Origin of the sequence: Bifidobacterium margollesii (genome assembly GCF_002860355.1) — a bacterium.
GTDB classification, from domain to species: Bacteria; Actinomycetota; Actinomycetes; order Actinomycetales; family Bifidobacteriaceae; genus Galliscardovia; species Galliscardovia margollesii.
On sequence record NZ_NMWU01000018.1, the window covers coordinates 11,289 to 27,442 of the forward strand.

General features: G+C 60.9%; 14 protein-coding genes. 1 reads left to right on the forward strand and 13 read right to left on the reverse strand.

Translation table 11 applies throughout. From position 1 onward, the window contains the following. Nucleotides 1–9 precede the first annotated feature (9 nt). The 6 genes from Uis1B_RS05375 to Uis1B_RS05405 all read right to left on the reverse strand — a co-directional run bounded on the left by Uis1B_RS05375 (nucleotide 10) and on the right by Uis1B_RS05405 (nucleotide 7,883). Nucleotides 10–2,031, reverse strand: a complete 2,022-nt coding sequence (locus tag Uis1B_RS05375; RefSeq protein WP_101616317.1) for a beta-N-acetylhexosaminidase — start codon at nucleotides 2,029–2,031, stop codon at nucleotides 10–12. Between the two features lie 134 nt (nucleotides 2,032–2,165). Continuing rightward, nucleotides 2,166–3,035 carry a carbohydrate ABC transporter permease gene (locus tag Uis1B_RS05380; protein ID WP_043164770.1) on the reverse strand — a complete coding sequence of 290 codons (870 nt, stop codon included), beginning with the start codon at nucleotides 3,033–3,035 and terminating at the stop codon, nucleotides 2,166–2,168. Beyond that, nucleotides 3,035–3,970: a carbohydrate ABC transporter permease gene (locus Uis1B_RS05385; RefSeq protein ID WP_044088999.1), complete on the reverse strand. Its 936-nt coding sequence runs from the start codon at nucleotides 3,968–3,970 to the stop codon at nucleotides 3,035–3,037. Before Uis1B_RS05385 ends, Uis1B_RS05380 begins: the two co-directional genes overlap by 1 nt. A 10-nt stretch (nucleotides 3,971–3,980) precedes the next feature. Then, nucleotides 3,981–5,291 (reverse strand): sugar ABC transporter substrate-binding protein, encoded by a 1,311-nt coding sequence (locus Uis1B_RS05390; RefSeq protein ID WP_043164773.1) that lies wholly within the window; start codon nucleotides 5,289–5,291, stop codon nucleotides 3,981–3,983. A gap of 412 nt (nucleotides 5,292–5,703) precedes the next feature. Further along, entirely contained in the window at nucleotides 5,704–6,633 is a 930-nt protein-coding gene (locus Uis1B_RS05400) for an ROK family protein (RefSeq protein WP_052119032.1), read from the reverse strand. Between the two features lie 131 nt (nucleotides 6,634–6,764). Then, a complete protein-coding gene (locus tag Uis1B_RS05405) occupies nucleotides 6,765–7,883 on the reverse strand; it encodes an ROK family protein (protein WP_101616319.1) in 1,119 nt (372 codons plus the stop codon). A gap of 234 nt (nucleotides 7,884–8,117) precedes the next feature. Between Uis1B_RS05405 and Uis1B_RS05410 the strand changes: the two genes are divergently transcribed. Then, complete coding sequence (locus Uis1B_RS05410; RefSeq protein ID WP_043164978.1) at nucleotides 8,118–9,452, forward strand: ABC transporter substrate-binding protein; 1,335 nt, start codon at nucleotides 8,118–8,120, stop codon at nucleotides 9,450–9,452. A gap of 156 nt (nucleotides 9,453–9,608) precedes the next feature. Here the strand turns inward: Uis1B_RS05410 and Uis1B_RS05415 are convergent, their stop codons facing one another. The 7 genes from Uis1B_RS05415 to Uis1B_RS05445 form a co-directional block, all read right to left on the reverse strand. Beyond that, on the reverse strand, nucleotides 9,609–10,292 hold the full coding sequence (locus tag Uis1B_RS05415; protein WP_043164775.1) for a response regulator transcription factor: 684 nt from the start codon (nucleotides 10,290–10,292) through the stop codon (nucleotides 9,609–9,611). Then, nucleotides 10,289–11,527: a sensor histidine kinase gene (locus tag Uis1B_RS05420; protein ID WP_043164777.1), complete on the reverse strand. Its 1,239-nt coding sequence runs from the start codon at nucleotides 11,525–11,527 to the stop codon at nucleotides 10,289–10,291. Before Uis1B_RS05420 ends, Uis1B_RS05415 begins: the two co-directional genes overlap by 4 nt. 38 nt (nucleotides 11,528–11,565) lie before the next feature. Next, a complete protein-coding gene (locus Uis1B_RS05425; protein WP_052119033.1) occupies nucleotides 11,566–11,922 on the reverse strand; it encodes a hypothetical protein in 357 nt (118 codons plus the stop codon). A gap of 21 nt (nucleotides 11,923–11,943) precedes the next feature. Then, entirely contained in the window at nucleotides 11,944–12,342 is a 399-nt protein-coding gene (locus tag Uis1B_RS05430) for a DUF6591 domain-containing protein (RefSeq protein WP_101616321.1), read from the reverse strand. 32 nt (nucleotides 12,343–12,374) lie between these two features. Next, nucleotides 12,375–13,778, reverse strand: coding sequence for an FtsX-like permease family protein (locus Uis1B_RS05435; RefSeq protein ID WP_243390266.1), 1,404 nt, complete (start codon nucleotides 13,776–13,778; stop codon nucleotides 12,375–12,377). Nucleotides 13,779–13,791: 13 nt separating this feature from the next. Further along, nucleotides 13,792–14,595 carry an ABC transporter ATP-binding protein gene (locus Uis1B_RS05440; protein ID WP_101616325.1) on the reverse strand — a complete coding sequence of 268 codons (804 nt, stop codon included), beginning with the start codon at nucleotides 14,593–14,595 and terminating at the stop codon, nucleotides 13,792–13,794. Nucleotides 14,596–14,691: 96 nt separating this feature from the next. Continuing rightward, complete coding sequence (locus Uis1B_RS05445; RefSeq protein ID WP_101616327.1) at nucleotides 14,692–15,927, reverse strand: prolyl oligopeptidase family serine peptidase; 1,236 nt, start codon at nucleotides 15,925–15,927, stop codon at nucleotides 14,692–14,694. Nucleotides 15,928–16,154 lie beyond the last annotated feature (227 nt).

Genomic DNA, 16,154 nt, shown 5'->3' on the forward strand with positions numbered 1-16,154 from the left:
ATCGCAGCATCAGACGGATTGGAAGCGCAGATAGTCCGTTAACTCCCACACCGTATCTTGCAGCCGACGAAGTTCGGAGTCTCGGCTGAGAGTACTCCATTGCGCCGCATACGCCTCCATCCAGATTTCCAGCGCTTCGGCAAGACGCGCCGTATCATCATGCTGAGATGCGGCACTTGACTGCAAAGAGTCGATGACCCCGACATCGGACGCAAGCTGGAGACCAACTCGGTTCAACAGTCGTTGCCCCTCGATGGCTACGCGGAATTCAGCGGCGTTTCCTGCGATTCGCGGTCCTGCGGTCGCGGTGATCGCGGAGATTCGACGGGCGCTGGTCTGCAGAAGGTGATCTGCGGTTTCACCGAGCGAGATGTGGTGCTTCAGATAGCGGAGCAGCATCCGTCGGGATTCCACAAGTGACGGTGCCCGGCTTCCGTCCTGAAGGGCGCGGATCACATCGTCTGGTCGTTCGTTTTCCGGCAGCAGTCCTGGGATGGTTTGCAGGACACCGGTGTTGACGCCGCCCCGTCCGTCATCAAGTTCCAGCCAAGTGATCAGGTGGTTCCATTGGAAGCAGGCCGCATGGCTTGCGCGAGCAAGGATATCAAGCAGTTCTCCGCTGGCGTCGTGGTATTCGAGTCGGGAGATGCGTCGGAGCATGTCGGTCTCGTCGGGGATGCGCCCGGGGTTCCAGGATTCCTGTGCGCCGATGATCATGCCGGGGATGGCCATGCGCGGGTCGTTGACGTGGCCGAGGTCGCCCCAGTCGGTGACGAGCATGCCTGCCGCTTGGTATTGCGTGCCGTAGCGGGCCATGCGGGTGATGTTGTTCCAGGCGTCGTCGATGCGCGGCAGGAGCGCGTTCCAGCACCATACGGCCGGGCACACGATCTGTGTGGCGCCGGATTGGGCGACGGTGCGGACCTTCTCGTCGGTGACCTGCGGGTCGTACTGCCAGTTGAGCAGGGTGACGGCTTCGGGGAGGCGCTCCAGGATCTCGGGGTGTTCGAGGGCGATGTCGCCCCACATCATCGGCTGTTTGCCTTGGGCTTCGAGGTGGCGGCACAGGCGGGTGACGTAGTCGACGTACATGGCGGCGACGCCGATCTCCTCGGCGAAGGTCTTGGAACGACCCCTGCCGAGGTCGAAGGTCTCGTCGGCGCAGATGTTGAACTTGTCGGAGCGGAACAATTGCAGGTAGTCGTCGATGAGCCGGCATGACAGAGTGAAGGCGCGTTCGTCGCTAATGTTCAATGTGTGGTGGCGCATGCGGTCGATGAATCCGAACGGTTCGTCGGCGGTCTCGGGGAACTCGCCGAGATCGCGCAGGCTCCGGGTGCGCAGGGCCATGTAGAGGTGACCGAACGTGGAGACCGACGGCACCAGCTCGATGCCCCGTTCGGCGCAGTAGTCGTCGAGGTCGAGGATGTCGCGCGGGGCGAGCGGGCTGGAGCCGCGCCATGTCTCGCTCATGCCGTCGAAGCGGAAGGTGTGTTCGACGTAGAGCTGGAGCTGGTTGTACTTGTAGAGGCAGAGTTTGTCGGCCCAGTGTTTGAGCCAGTCGAGGGTGGGGACGCGCCCGCGGGTGACGTCGAGGTAGTAGCCGCGCGTTTCGAAGGCGGGCCGGTCCTCGATGTGCAGGAGGGGCAGGGCGGCGCCGCATTGGCGGATGAGCTGGCGCAGGGTCTGCACGCCGTTGCGCACGCCCTCGAAGTCCACGCCCGCGACGGTCACGCCATCCGGGGTGACATCGAGCGTATACGAGCCGGACGGGTGTGCATGGGGATTGTCAAGTATGGTCAGGGTGATGAATCCCGGCCAGCGGTCGCCCGTCGCGATGTCCCATTCCAATCCGGTGGCTGCGCGGATGTCGTCGATGAGTTGTGCGGCGAGTATATGCCGATCGTCACCGACCGTGCGCGCTTCGTTGATTCGTCCGCACATTGGCAGCAATGCGATGCCTGCTTTATGCTGCATGGTTTGCGGCGTGGGGATGATGGTCCATCCTTGCAGGAGTATTTGGCCGTTCATGGGAAGTTCCTTTCTTGGCATATCGCTAAGGATTGTTGTGAGGTTCGTTTGGCCCTGAGATGGCAGTGCGGTGTCGAGGCCATTTCGCGGATATGGTCCCGACACCGCACATGCTGCCGATCGATTCGGTTGGGTTATTTGACGGCTCCCGTGGTGACGCCCTTCATGATGTTCCTTTGAATGATCATGAAGAAGATCACGACGGGCAGGGAGAAGATAACGGATGCGGCCATCTGCCCGCCGAAGTCGGTGCCCATGGTGGGCGTGGAGAACGAGGAGAGCCACACGGGCAACGTATACTTCGCCTGATCCTTCATAAACGTGTAAGCGGTCATATAGTCGTTCCACGCGTTGATGAACGCGAACACGGACGTGGACACGATGCCGGGCGCGGCCAGCGGGAAGGTGATCTTCCACAGGATCTGCCAGTCGTTGGCCCCCTCAACGGCCGCGGACTCGAAGATGTCCTTCGGGATGTTGAGGAAGAAGCCGCGCATGTTCCAGATCGCAAACGGCAGGACCATGGCGATGTACGCGAGGATCAGGCCGCTGTACTTGTTCAGCAGGCCGAACTGGTTGAAGATGATGAACTGCGGGATGATGCCGCCCGAGGTCATCTGGATGGCCAGCACGAACACCATGATCGCCTTGCGGCCGCGGAACCGGTAGAGGGTCAGGGCCGCGCACGCGAAGAACGCGAGGACGATCGACAGGACGATCGACACGGCGGTCACGATCACGCTGTTCTTCAGGTTCGTCAGGAAAGACGTCTGGGTGACGGCCACCATGAAGTTGTCGATCGACAGCTTCGCGGGCCAGAACACGGGCGTGGCGGTCATGATCTGGTTGCGCGGCTTGATCGACGTGACGAACATCCAGTAGACCGGGAAGATCCACACGATGCAGAACGCGACGGCCAACACGATCGTGCCGATGCGGCGCAGCCGTGAGGAAAGGCTGCGCTTGGCTCGCGGCGCGGCAGAGGTTATGGTTGCGGTGGTCATCACAGGTCCTCCCCGGATTTGAGCAGGTATCGGATGTACACGCTCGTCAGGGCGAGCAGGATGAGCGTGACCAGCACGCTCGCGGCGGCGCCGGTGCCGATGTCGAACGACACGAACGCCTTCTTGTAGGTGAAGATGCCGATCGTCGCGGTCGTCTCGCGGGGGCCTCCCTGGGAGACGAGCCAGATCTGGTTGAACACGTTGAAGTCCCAGATCACCGACAGCATCGTGATGACCATCAGGCTCGGCTTGATCAGCGGCACGGTGATCTGCCAGTAGCAGCGCAGCTTCGAGCAGCCGTCCAGCTGGGCCGCCTCAAGGCAGGACTTGTCCACCTGCGTGGTCGCCGCGTACAGGTTGATCGCGATGTACGGGACGGCCTGCCAGACGACCAGCAGCCAGATCTCCAGGAACGCGAGCCACGTGTTGTCGGTCCACGACAGGTTCGTCACGTCCCCGAACAAATGGGTCTGGGTCAGCAGCCAGTTGACCACGCCGTACCCCGGCTGGAACAGCCACTTCCATACCACCGACGAGGCGACGTTCGGCATGGCCCACGCGAAGATCAGCACGAACGTGACCAGCCAGCGCATCACCGGCCCCAGCTTGGTCATCAGCTGGGCCACGCCCATGCCGATCAGCACGCTGCCGGCCACGAGGGCGGCAGCGAACCCGAACGTGCGGGCCAGCGACTTGTAGAACTCCGGGTCGGTCAGCACGTTCTCGTACTGGTCGAACCCGACGATGTTGAACGAGCCCGTGAACAGGGTCTTCTGGTTGAAGTCCGTGAACGACGTGAAGACCAGGAAGATCAACGGCACCACGACCAGCGCGATGATGATCACGCCGGCGGGTGTCAGGAGCCACAGGGGCGTCAGATTGCGACGCCGCTTCACCACGGGGACGGCGGCAGCCGTCGATTGCGCATTGCTCATCACGCTTCCCCTACTTCTTCGCGTACAGGGAGTCCGCATGCTCGTCGAACGACTTGGCCGCGGCCTTGGCCGTGGTGGCGCCGGTGGCGATGTCGCCGAAGCAGTTCAGGGAGCTGTCGTTCTCGATGGTCAGCCATTGCGGTGACGCCGGCGTGGCCTTGGTGTTCTTCGCCGACTCGAAGAAGCCGGTCAGGTAGGACGGGAAGTCCGCGGACTTCATGACCTCGTCGAGGCCTTCGACGTAGTTGGGCATCCACCCGTCCTTGGCGAACACGTAGTCCTTCTGGATCTCGGGGCTCGCGGCGATCTTGATCCACTTGAGCGCCAGCTCCTGACGCTTGCTCTTCTGGGCGACGCCCCATACCGAGCCGGCCATCATCGCCGGCTGGAGCTTGCCGCTGGCGCCGGGCATGGGGAACGATCCCAGATCGTCGGTCGTGAGGTCGGGGTTGTACTGCTGGATGGTGCGGATGCCGGCGCTGTTGTTCAGGATCGCGCCGGTCTTGCCTTCGGCCAGCAGCTGGCTGAAGTCGGGGTTGCCGGTATCCAGCGAACGGGACGCCTCGGAGGACCACTTGTGCTGGAATTCCAGCCATTGGTCGATGCCCTTGAGCGAATTGTCGCTCGACAGGGTGCTCTTCCAGGTTCCGTCCGACTGCTGCTCGGCGAAGTCGCCGCCGGCATCCCAGATCCACCGTGCCGCCGACTTCCAATCGCGGCCGGGCATGTAGAACGGGGAGAAGTCCTTGTCGGTGTTCGCGTCCCGGAGCTTCTGCAGGTCGGCTTCAAGCTCCTCGTACGTGCTCGGCGGATTGTCGATTCCGGCCGCGGACCACATCTTCTTGTTGTAGATCACGGCGCCGGCGGCCCCCAGCGCGGGGATGCCGTACAGTCTGCCGTCGATGGTGGCGGGCTCCTCAAGACCGGACAGCCAGGTGTGCCCCTGCCTCATATCGTCGGCCTTGTCCGTCAGATCCAGCAGGCCGCCGCTCACGGCGAACCCGGCGACCTGCGTGTTGCCCAGATCGATAACGTCCGGCGGCGTGTCCGTGGACAGCGCGGTCGTCACCTTCGTGTTGATGTCGGCCCACACCTGGGTCTGCACATCGACCTTGACGCCCGTCTCCTTGGTGAACCGCTCGTTGATCGCCTTGATGGTGTCCTCGCTCTGGTCGCCCTGCATGATCCACACCGTCAGCTTGCCGCCCGCGGACGCATCCTGCTGCGATCCGCCGGACGGGGCTCCCATCGAGCATCCCGACAGGGTGAGCGCTGACGCGGCCGCCAAGGCGATGGCCGCGGAAATCCTCTTCGTTCTCATGGTGGTTTCCTTTTCCTGGAATGCCTGCCCGACGCCGCCGTTCGGAGGAATGGCGCGACGTGCCGCTGCGCACGACGGTCCCGGGTCCGTATCCGCCCGCGCTGCCATGCGTGGACGATGCTGTTTCGGACGCCGTCGCCGGCGCCCGAAACAGCGCCTGGGAACGTGATGTCACATCGTTCCTCGACATGACATCACGGCATGAATGACCAGAATTTTGTTAGTCATCCTTGCTTAATTCCCTTAGTTGGTTTCAACCTCCTTGATAGCCAAGGATATGACGCCTTTATCTTTTTTGCAAGTCAGTCGAACAAAATAAGGGGCATGCTACGGCCTTGCTTGGCGAAACCTGACGGAACGCGCGGCATTCGGCCCGACGCGCCGAAGGGGGGCGTTGCATCGGGAAGTGCGGTCAGCAGGCGATGAGGGATGCACCGAGCGCGCCGATCGGAATCGACGGGTCGGCGAGCCGCAGACGTTCCGTCAGGCGCAGACCCGCGATGAAACCGCTGGAGGATTCCCGCCTGCGCAGTTCCCCGCGCAATGCGTCAAGCAACGGGGAGCCGACGCGCGAGACGCCGCCCCCGATGACGATGACCGAAGGGTCCTCGCCCTGGGCGACGATCTGCACGACGTCGGCGAGGGCATGCAGCAGGATGCCGAGAACCCGCCCGGCTTCGGCATCGCCTCCTGCGGCCTTCGCGAGGATGTCGGGCAGCGGAGGATCCGCCATGGGCCACATGCGTCGCAGAGCCCCTCCCGAGCATGCGGTCTCCAGACATCCGCGTTGGCCGCATTTGCATGCCACGCGGTTGGAATCCACCGGAAGGTGGCCGATCTCCCCGAGGGCGCCCGTGTCGCCGCGTTCGACGAGACCGGCGCGGACGAATCCGGCCGCCAGCCCCGTCCCCAGGTTGACGAACGCCATCCTTCCCTGACGGAGCCGTTCGGGAAGCGTCCCATAGGCTCCCAGCGCGGCGGCGTTCACGTCGTTGTCCACCCACACGGGCAGACCGAGCACGCCGGACGCGCGGCCCCCGAGCTCCAGTTTCTCGATTCCGAGATTGACCACGTTCTCCACCTGCCCGGTGTCTCGGTGGACCAACCCCGGGATGCCGATGCCCACCGATCTCACATCACCGAACCTCATGCCGGCCACCTGCCGCACGATGGCGGCCACGTCCTCCACGACCTCATTGCCGCCCTTTCGGGCCGTCCTGCGTCCGGACGCGAGGATGGCGCCGGCCGCGTCGGTCAGCACCGCCTCGATCTTCGTTCCCCCGACATCCACTCCGACGCGCAGGTTCTCTATTTCCGTCGCGCCGCCGCCGTTCATCATCATGGCAATCTCCGTTCCCGTTGGACGGACTTCTCTTTCGTCCGCCGATCATTATGTTCGAAATCCTTACATATTGGATTCGGGAAGCGATGATACACCACGACATGCGCGCCCTGCGACGGCGGCCGCATCCATCAGGACGAGGCCGCCGCCGCGGACAGCCCGCGCCTGCCCACGATCTCGCGCAGAACCGAGACCGCCTGCCCCCGCAGGGTGGCGTCGTCGCCGAGCTCGCACCGGCGCACCCGTATGTTGCTCTGGTAGTCGTTCCGCGACAAGGAGTTGACGGTTTCGCCGCATGCGCCGAGCAGCGTCTCGCCGACGATGTCGGGAGGCCCGTAGACGGCGATGTCGTGAAGGTTCAGCAGGCTCGCCGGCATGGCCAGCGCGCTGCCGAGCCTTGCGCCGGCCTCGGCCAGGATGTCCGCGCGCCGCTCGGGATTCCGGCGGATGCGGTCGCGCAACGCGATGGCCGATACGTAGGTCTCCAGACAGCCGCGCTTGCCGCAGGTGCACGCAGGGCCGGCGGGATCGATCACGACATGGCCGATTTCGCCGGCCGCATGGTCATCGCCCTCCACGAACTCGTCGTTCAGCAGCACCGACGCGCCGATGCCCCGAGTGATCTGCACGAGCAGACAGTTGGGATTGCCGTGCCCGAGGAAGCGGTCGGCGAGCAGAGCCGCGTTCGCGTCGTTGTCCACTCGGACCGGCAACGAGAACTCGCCTTCGAGCATGTCGCGAAGCTCCACGTCATCCCAGCCGAGATTGGAACTGGAGATCACCCTCCCCGCGCCGGAAACCACGCCGGGGACGGCCACGCCGATGCCGACGAGCCCCGAACCGGCAAGCCGGATCATCTGGCCCACAAGCGAGAGCACATCGTCGAGATTGACCCGGTCGCCATCATCGAGCACGCGTTCGCGGCGCTCCACGATTCTGGCCCGCAGGTCCATCACGGCGCCGGTCATCACATACGGGCGGGACAGATCGACGCATACCAGACGAAGCACGTCCGCGTCGATGGCCAGCAGGGTGCCCGGCTTGCCCCGGCCGTCGCGCCTGCCCGACCCCAGTTCCCTCAGCAGGCCGTCGTCGATCATCTCGCCGGTCACATCCGTAGCGGTGGCGCGGGAAAGCCCCGTCTCCTTACACAGGTCGGCGCGCGACAGCTGCCGGTCGGGAAACAGTAGCCGGAACAGCAGTCTGCGGTTGTTGGCCCTTGCATCGCTGGGATTGGATTTAGCGTACATGGGAGCCCTCCTCGGGTGAGACGATTGCGGAAAATGCGGAATCACATTATCGGGACGGACATCCCGGCGTCATCCTCGAACGGCTTTCAGGATAACACCCATCAGGGGACTGACAATATGAAAACCCCGGCACTTTGACAAGTTTCCCATCTTTGTACATAATCATGTTCGACATCCAAACAAAATAGTTGCGACATACGGCCAAAGATGGTCGAGCACGGAAAGAAGACCAACATGAACAACACCACACGCGCAGCCATCGCCACGGCCGCCATCGGAGCGCTGCTCATCCCTCTCGCGGGATGCGGCAACACGACAACAAGCTCGGGCAAGACCGAACTGACGGTATGGTCGTGGGACGCCAGCATCGATCGCGCCGCCAAAAACTTCATGAAGGCCAACCCCGACATCACGGTGAAGGTGAGCAACGTCGGCAGCACCGAGGAGACCTACACCGCGCTCAACAACGCGGCCCAGGCCGGCAATGGCCTGCCCGACGTCACCCTGATCGAATACCTCGCCATCCCGCAGTTCGTGCACTCGGACACGCTCATGGATCTGAGCAAGGTCTACGACACCGTCAAGTTCAAGGACACGTTCACTCCCGGCACATGGAACTCCGTGAACATCAACGGCGGCCTGTACGCGATGCCTGCCGACTCGGGCCCCATGGCCTACTTCTACAACAAGGACGTGTTCGACAAGGCCGGTATCGGCCAACCACCGACCACCTGGGACGAGTTCTACGAAGACGCGAAGAAGATCCGCGCCACCGGCTCCTACATCACCTCCGACTCCGGCGACGCCGGCCTGTTCAACGCGATGATGTGGGCCATGGGCGGCCACGCCTACAAACTCAACGACGACAAACTGACCATCAATATCACCAAGGACAAGGGCGCCCAGCGGTTCATGAACCTCTGGCAGAAGATGCGCGACGAAGACCTCATCGACGTCCACACGAAGACCTGGACCGACGACTGGATGAAGTCACTGGGCGACGGCTCCATCGCCAGCCTCATCAGCGGCGCATGGATGGCCAACAACCTCCTGCAGGGCGTGCCCCAAGCCACCGGCAAATTCCGCGTAGCCCTCCTACCCACCATCGACGGAACGCCCATCAACGGCGAATACGGCGGCAGCGGACTGGCCATCACCAAGAAGATCCCCGACGGCAAACTCGACGCCGCCAAGAAGTTCGTCGAATACGTCACCACCAACGACGAAGGCATCGACGCCCGCGTATCCAACGGCAGCTTCCCCGCCACCACCAAGACCCTCGACCAGAAGGACTTCCTCGCCAAGACCACGCTCAGGAACGCCGACGGCAGCGACAACGAGTTCTTCGGCGGACAGAAATACAACGAGGTCTTCTCCCAGGCCGCCAAGAACGTCACCGGCAAATGGGAGTTTCTGCCCTTCGAACCCTACGCCCGCTCCATCTACAACGACAATATGGGATCGTTCTTCTCCGGCAAGACCGATTTCAGGACTGCTGCTGGCAAATGGCAGATAGCGCTAAGAAATTATGCCGCTGACCAAGGATTTGCATCGTTTCAAGATGAATAGATTACAAAGATGACTCCTGTAAGAAATTAGCTATGGTTCATATAGTATTATAAAGGAGTATATAAATTATACTCGTAATTAGATGGATACTTCATGTTAAGCACATTTCATAAATGTGTGAAATATTGACATGGGCCTATGTTTGAATTGAAGTCACTATTTCAGTTGTGTAAAAACACCCGATTTAATCCAATTGATTGCAATTTGGGTGCGGTTTGAAAGATGAAGTTTCGATAGAATTCGACTAACATAGCGTTTGACTGATTTGGTTTCCAGAAATAGTTTTTTTGCTATGTCTTCATTACTGAGTCCTTGTGCGATTAAGGCACATATGTCACGCTCTCTAGTAGTAAGACTCTTGAATGATTCAATAAATATATTTTGTTGGTCTTGAAAAATGAATTTGCTTTGTTGATATTCTACTAGTTTCTTTGTTATTCGTGGAGTAAGAATTTTACCATTTTCAAAAACAGCTTTTATCGATTCCATTAATTGTGATTTACTTATGTCTTTCAGTAGGAATCCGCTGGCTCCAGCGTCGAGCCCGCCGAAGGCGTAGTCGTCTTCGTCGTAGGTGGTGAGGATGAGGGTTCTGATGGTGGGCCAGTGTCTGGCGATGTGTCGGGTTGCTTCGATGCCGTCCATGCCGGGCATGCGCACGTCCATGAGGATCACGTCGGGCAATGGCCGGTGATTGGCATCCAACTGGTTGAGTGTGTCGATGGCGGATTGCCCGTTTTCCGCTGAGGTGATGACGGTGATGTCGGTCACGTCGTCGAGCATGAGCTGGAAACCGAGGCGTGCCAGTCTCTGGTCGTCTACGAGCATCACACGGATCATGGTTGAATCTTCCTTTCGGCCGGTTGCTTCCCGGTCATGTTCCCGGTTGGGGGAATGACCGCTTTGACCTGCCATTCGGTGCCATCGACCGGCCCATAGGCGAACGTGCCGCCGGCGTCTTGCACGCGCCGTGACAGTCCGGCCAATCCGGTGCCGTCATCGGGTGCGACGGCTTGCGCCGCACCGGTGGCTCCGTCGTTGCGGACGATGACGGTGACTCCGTTGGGCTGGTGGTTCCATGAGACGTTGAGATGCGTGACGTGTCTGCCGTGGCGGATGGCGTTGGTTATGGCCTCTCGGGTCACGTCGAAGCAGAGGTCCGCCTGGGGTTCGTCGTCGGCGCGGATGCCGGTTTCGGTGAATATGGTGATGATGCCGAGCGTGCGGGCATGTGCGAGGATCGGACGGATGTCATCCCATGAACGCATGCTCCGGGATCCCGGTTCAGCAGGGTCTTCGTCGGTCGTGTCGGTTTCAGTCAGTGCGCGCACGGCCTTGCGCGTGTCCGCCAGGCTTTCCCGTGCGATCTCGTTGATGCCTTTCAGGGCCTCGTCCACGCGCGGGTCGCCGGTCTTACCGCTCAATCCCTCGGATAAAGCGATGATCGTGGTCAACCCGTGACCCACGCTGTCGTGCAGCTGTCCGGCGATGCGCGAACGACGCACCGCGGCGTCACGCTGCTTGACGGCGGTCTGCGCGCGCCGGTGTTCCAGGCCGGCGGCGGCCGTGGCTCTCCTGGCTTGAACCATGCCGCGGTGCGCCAGGGCGATCGCGCCGGCGAGGGCGAGTAGGAGGATGCGGCCAGGCCATTCGCCGAGGAACTGGCTGGCGGGCCATGACATGAACGTCGCCAAGGTCACGGCCAACGTCGTCGCGAGGGATCCGATGTACATGCGGCGTTCCCCGGTCGTGCGCATGAACGCGTAAAACGCCGCGACCAGCTGGACCAGCAGAATCGAGTCCGCATGCCAGAAGGACAGCATTAGGGTCAGGACGAGCTGCGACATCAATGTGACGGACGGGACCCGGTAACGGAACATCAAGACCGAGCATGACAGGCACAGGGCCAGCAACAGCAGCACGAATCCGCCGGTCTGCTTGGCGAGCGTGTACATCGGGTCCAATGGGGTGCCGATTATGCGCTCCCACATGAGCATCATGACCTCGACCGCGAGCACGCATAATGGCATGGCTGTGGCCGTGACCCTGCCGACGTTCACCGTTTGCCGTTCCATACGATCCACTGTGCCGTCTCGCCGGGTCATCGGCGTGCTTACTGGGCGAGACAGTCCGCGCCGGGCATCAGGCAGCCGAGCATCGTGACCGAACCGGTGAACAACAAAGTGAATACGATGATGATGGCCAGCCATACGAACGGCGAGAGCAGCGCCCCGATCCATGCGGCGACGCGGCCGCCATGCTCCCATCCGTGCCCGTCGCGGCCGGTGATCCACGCGATCAGCACGCCGGGCAGGGACAGGAACAGTCCGAGCAGCAGGAATCCGACGATCGAATCGTTCGGCGCGGCTTGCAACGGTTGGGGCGGGTTCGGCCGGCCGGGCTCCGGGACGGGCGGTGACGCCGACAGGGGCTTGCCGGGTGACGGTTCGTGATGTGCGGGAATGTCCATGAGCGCCGATCCTTTTGAGTGTCATTGGAGCTTGTTGATGTTGATGGTGCCGTTGTCACCAGGCAATGCACTGATGGAGACCTTGACGATGCCGTCGTCGGCCGTGTAGTCGTATACGCCGGCCTGTTCCTCCTCGGTGGCGTTGCGGGTGAAGCCCGCGTCCTTGATCTTTCGCGCGTAGTCCTTCGCCTCGGCGATGGTCCATGACACGTCGATCAGATAGCCGTTGTCGGTCTCGTCCCTGATACGGGTCGTCACCCGATCGGGTTCGGGCACCCGGCCGGCATACTGGCCGTCCGGCCAGGAGCCTTGGATGGAGCCGCACGCCGCCAGCCCGAACAAGGCCGTCAGGATTAGCAGGAACGCGAGCAGCATGGACACCGGGGCTCGCCTCGGCATGGCCGTGTATCGGACAGGCATGATCTCATCCTCCTTTTCCGAATCCGGTGCCGTCAACGGCTTCTGATCGCGTCGGCCACGCTGCGGCGCAACGCGGGGCGGATCTGCATGTACTGGATGAGGAACAACGCCAGCCAGCAGGCCGCTGCCGCGCCGATCACACCGGTCCACGGGATCTCGGCCACCGGAACACCGACGAGCGTGATGGAGCGTGTGGCGAGCACGAGCGAGCTGACGGCGACCGGGATGAGCGCGAGGACGACCGCGCCGGCGGCCAATTGCAGGCTCTGCCACAGGATCATGCGCGTCACCCGGCGCGGCGACATGCCGATGCTGCGCAGCAGCGCCTGGTCGGCGACCATGCCGCGGTTCGACAACGCGATGACGGCCAGGCTCGTGGCCAGGGACACGATGCACAGCATCGCGATCATCAGCAGCGAGTCCGCGTAGTTCAGGCTCGTCGGATGGCCACCCAGGGCCAGTATCCGCCCGTAGGACCGCGCGCAGGTCAGCAGGGTCGCGGACAATCCCAGAGCCAGTGCGAGCGGGGCGATGGTGTTCATACTGGACACGGCCTTCGCCCTAGCGGCACGGGCCGCGAGCACGCCGGTCGCCGACCCGCACAGGCGGCACATGACGCGTCCCGCGTCCAACAGGATCGGGACCAGCACGCCGGCGAGGACATACATGCCGAACGACGCGATGATCCCGGCCCATAATGCGCCGTTGAACGTCTGGCCGGCCTCCTGTCCGAACGCGCGGGCGCGCGGCATGCCCATGCCGGAGAACGCCAATACCAGCGCCGCCGCCATGACAACCAGTCCCAGCGTCCAGCGCACCCAATACCGCCATCCACGCCGTCCAATCGGCGCGTCCTTGCCGCGGATCGCCTCGATGGGACGGACCTTCGCCGCACGCATCGAGGGCACAAACGCGCCCAGCATGCACGTGACCACGCCCAACAGCAGCGAGCCGAGCCATGCCGCCACGGACGGCGCGAACGCGGGAGGGACGAACGAGCCGAGCCCGCCGGCGAAGCTCTCCGCGGCCATCGCGTCGAACTCGGGAACCGCGAGCAGGCTGGCCGGCATCGCGATCAGTGAACCGAGCAGCGAGCCAATGAAGCTCGCCACGCCCACGAGCATCCACATGCCCGCACGCACCTGGCTCGGGCTGGCGCCCATGAGACGCCATTGCGCGAACGTGCCGCGGATGCGGTCAACCGTGGCCGAACCGACCACCGTGAGCGAGAAGAACGCAAGCAACGCCACCACGACATAGATCGTGACCGACACCATGGCGAACTCGGCCGGATCCAAACCCGCCAGCCGGGCGGCCGACGCGAACGACGGCGACGAGGTCCACACGAACTGGTTCATGCACACGCCCACCAGCGTGGTCACCACCGCGACCACCATGATCGTGGGCACCCAACCCGCGAGATTGTCGCGGAACACGCGAAGCACATACCTACCCACGGCGAACCTCCTGACCGTGCTGCGACATGGGCGGCTCGAACGTGCGGCGCATGCCCTCGACGATCTGCCCGGCGGTCAGCCTGCCCGCGACGTGGGTGATCCCGCCGTCACGCAGGAAGACTACGCGGTCGGCCAGTGCGGCGGCATCCGTGTCATGCGTGACCATGACCACGCTGGAACCCGAATCCGCCAGCTCGCGCAGCACCTGCAGCACGAGCTCGCTGTTCGCGGTGTCGAGCGCGCCGGTGGGCTCGTCGGCGAACACCACCGACGGACGCAAGAGCAGGGCCCGGCACAGGGCCACGCGCTGCTGCTCTCCACCGGACAGGGCGCTCACCACGGTCCTCGCCCTCTGGCGCAGACCGAACCGGGACAACAGCTGCGTGACATGCACGTAGTCGGCCTTGCGATGAGCGAGCGAGAGCGGCAGCATCACGTTCTCCTCGACCGTCAGATACGGCACGAGGTTGTACTGCTGGAACACGAAACCGATATGCCCGCGGATGAACCGCGAACGACGCTCCTCGTCCAACGCGTAGATGTCGGTGCCGCCGATGACGACCCGGCCCGAGTCGGGACTGTCCAAACCGGACAACACGTACAACAGAGAGGTCTTGCCCGCACCCGAAGGCCCGACGATCGCCGTCAACCCGGCACCGGGAATATCCAACGAGACATCATTGAGAATCACACTCGGACTGGAACCATCAGCGGAAACCACACGCTTGACCAGCCCACGCGCCTGAATCGATAAATATGTATTTACCCCAATGAAGTCATTTGGTTGTTTTTTCATGGACGAGAATCCTTCCTACGAGAGTGCTACTGCCGACAGTATCCATAAAGACGAGTCAATCGTCTATGCCGGAGAGACGATTGACATCAAAAGATGTCAATCTGTGTCGAAGAGAGAGTCGAGTAACCATATAGTTGATAAACAGCCACCGGTCAAAGAATCATCAGAATTGTGATGTCCTTCATCTAAAAGTTGCAAAAACACCGAATTATGTGCGGACGGAACAATAGCCGAATATGAATTCAGCCATTGTTCCGTATATAAGAGAGGCGCCTTTATATCATTCTTGCCGGCAGTAATCCAAATGTCAGGAGCTTGATTAGAAAAATCAGCTGGAAGACGCCGCAATTGCGCCAAAGGTGAAAACGAGTCATAGCAAGAAGATGATGATGGATATCCGAATTCATCCCAATCGCTAATTGTAAGTGGATTGTCGGGGTTTGTGAGAATCAATTCCGGTGTTAAAAAAGGGTGCGATAATTGAACAATTTTGAAATAATCCGGGCGGCGCAATGCGGCAGAAAGAACAACCAAAGCGCCGGCGCTTGAACCCACTGCTCCAATGCGTTTGGCGTCACATAAGTTATTTGCAATCAATCCTTTAGTGCAATCGAGAAAATCATTGATAGATATGAACTTATTGTTTTTTATCGCTTGCCTATGCCATTCCTCCCCATACTCGCCCCCACCTCGAATATGGCAGAAGGCAACAGTTATGCCGGACTGTATGACATATGAAATCAAACGGTCATAGGCTCCCTCAAGTGCGATTCCATAACATCCGTATGCCATCAATAGAATAGGAGACTGCTCGAGAATACTATCAAGTCTATAAAAAAGTGTAATGGGAATATTTGTTTGATCTCTACTCCGGATAATAATTTTGCGACAGTGAATATTAGGTGTGGACGATACAGCCTCTAAGAATCCTTTCCTATTTCCTGTTACAATTTGCGTTTGATGGATTGGAGATGATATGCAGAAAACAGGGAATCTATCCTGAAATCCAAGAAAACTAATAACTCCACAAGGAGGAGCTTTCCATATCCCATTTTGTCCGAGAGATGGAATCCAGATGGCGGAGTCGCCCGATAGGCGTCCTATCACATAAACAATCCCATTACGCTTTTGCAATGATTTAGGAATAAATCCATGGGGAGACTGAATCATTTGCCTATCATGTATATCGTTAAAAAAGTTAATAATTAGAAGTTGGTTATTGACGATAGCATATAGAAGAGTATTTGTAATCTCCATCGAATCAATGGGGAGTGATGCAGTAATTTCCCTAAAGCGTGTGTCTCTTTCGCCGAAATCATCGAAAAACAGCATACGAGAATTGTCTCCGCGAGGTGGTGCCGTTTTCTTGGACTGGGGGTTCCGGGAGGCGGGCCATGGTGAAGTATACGAGGGAGCAGCGGCGGCGTGCGGTGGAGTTGTATGTCCGGTATGAGTGCTGTGCGGCGGATGTGATCCGGGAGTTGGGGTATCCCAGCCGGGAGGCGTTGCGTATGTGGCATCGGGACTGGCTCGAGGAGCAGGAGACCGGGGTGCCGTCG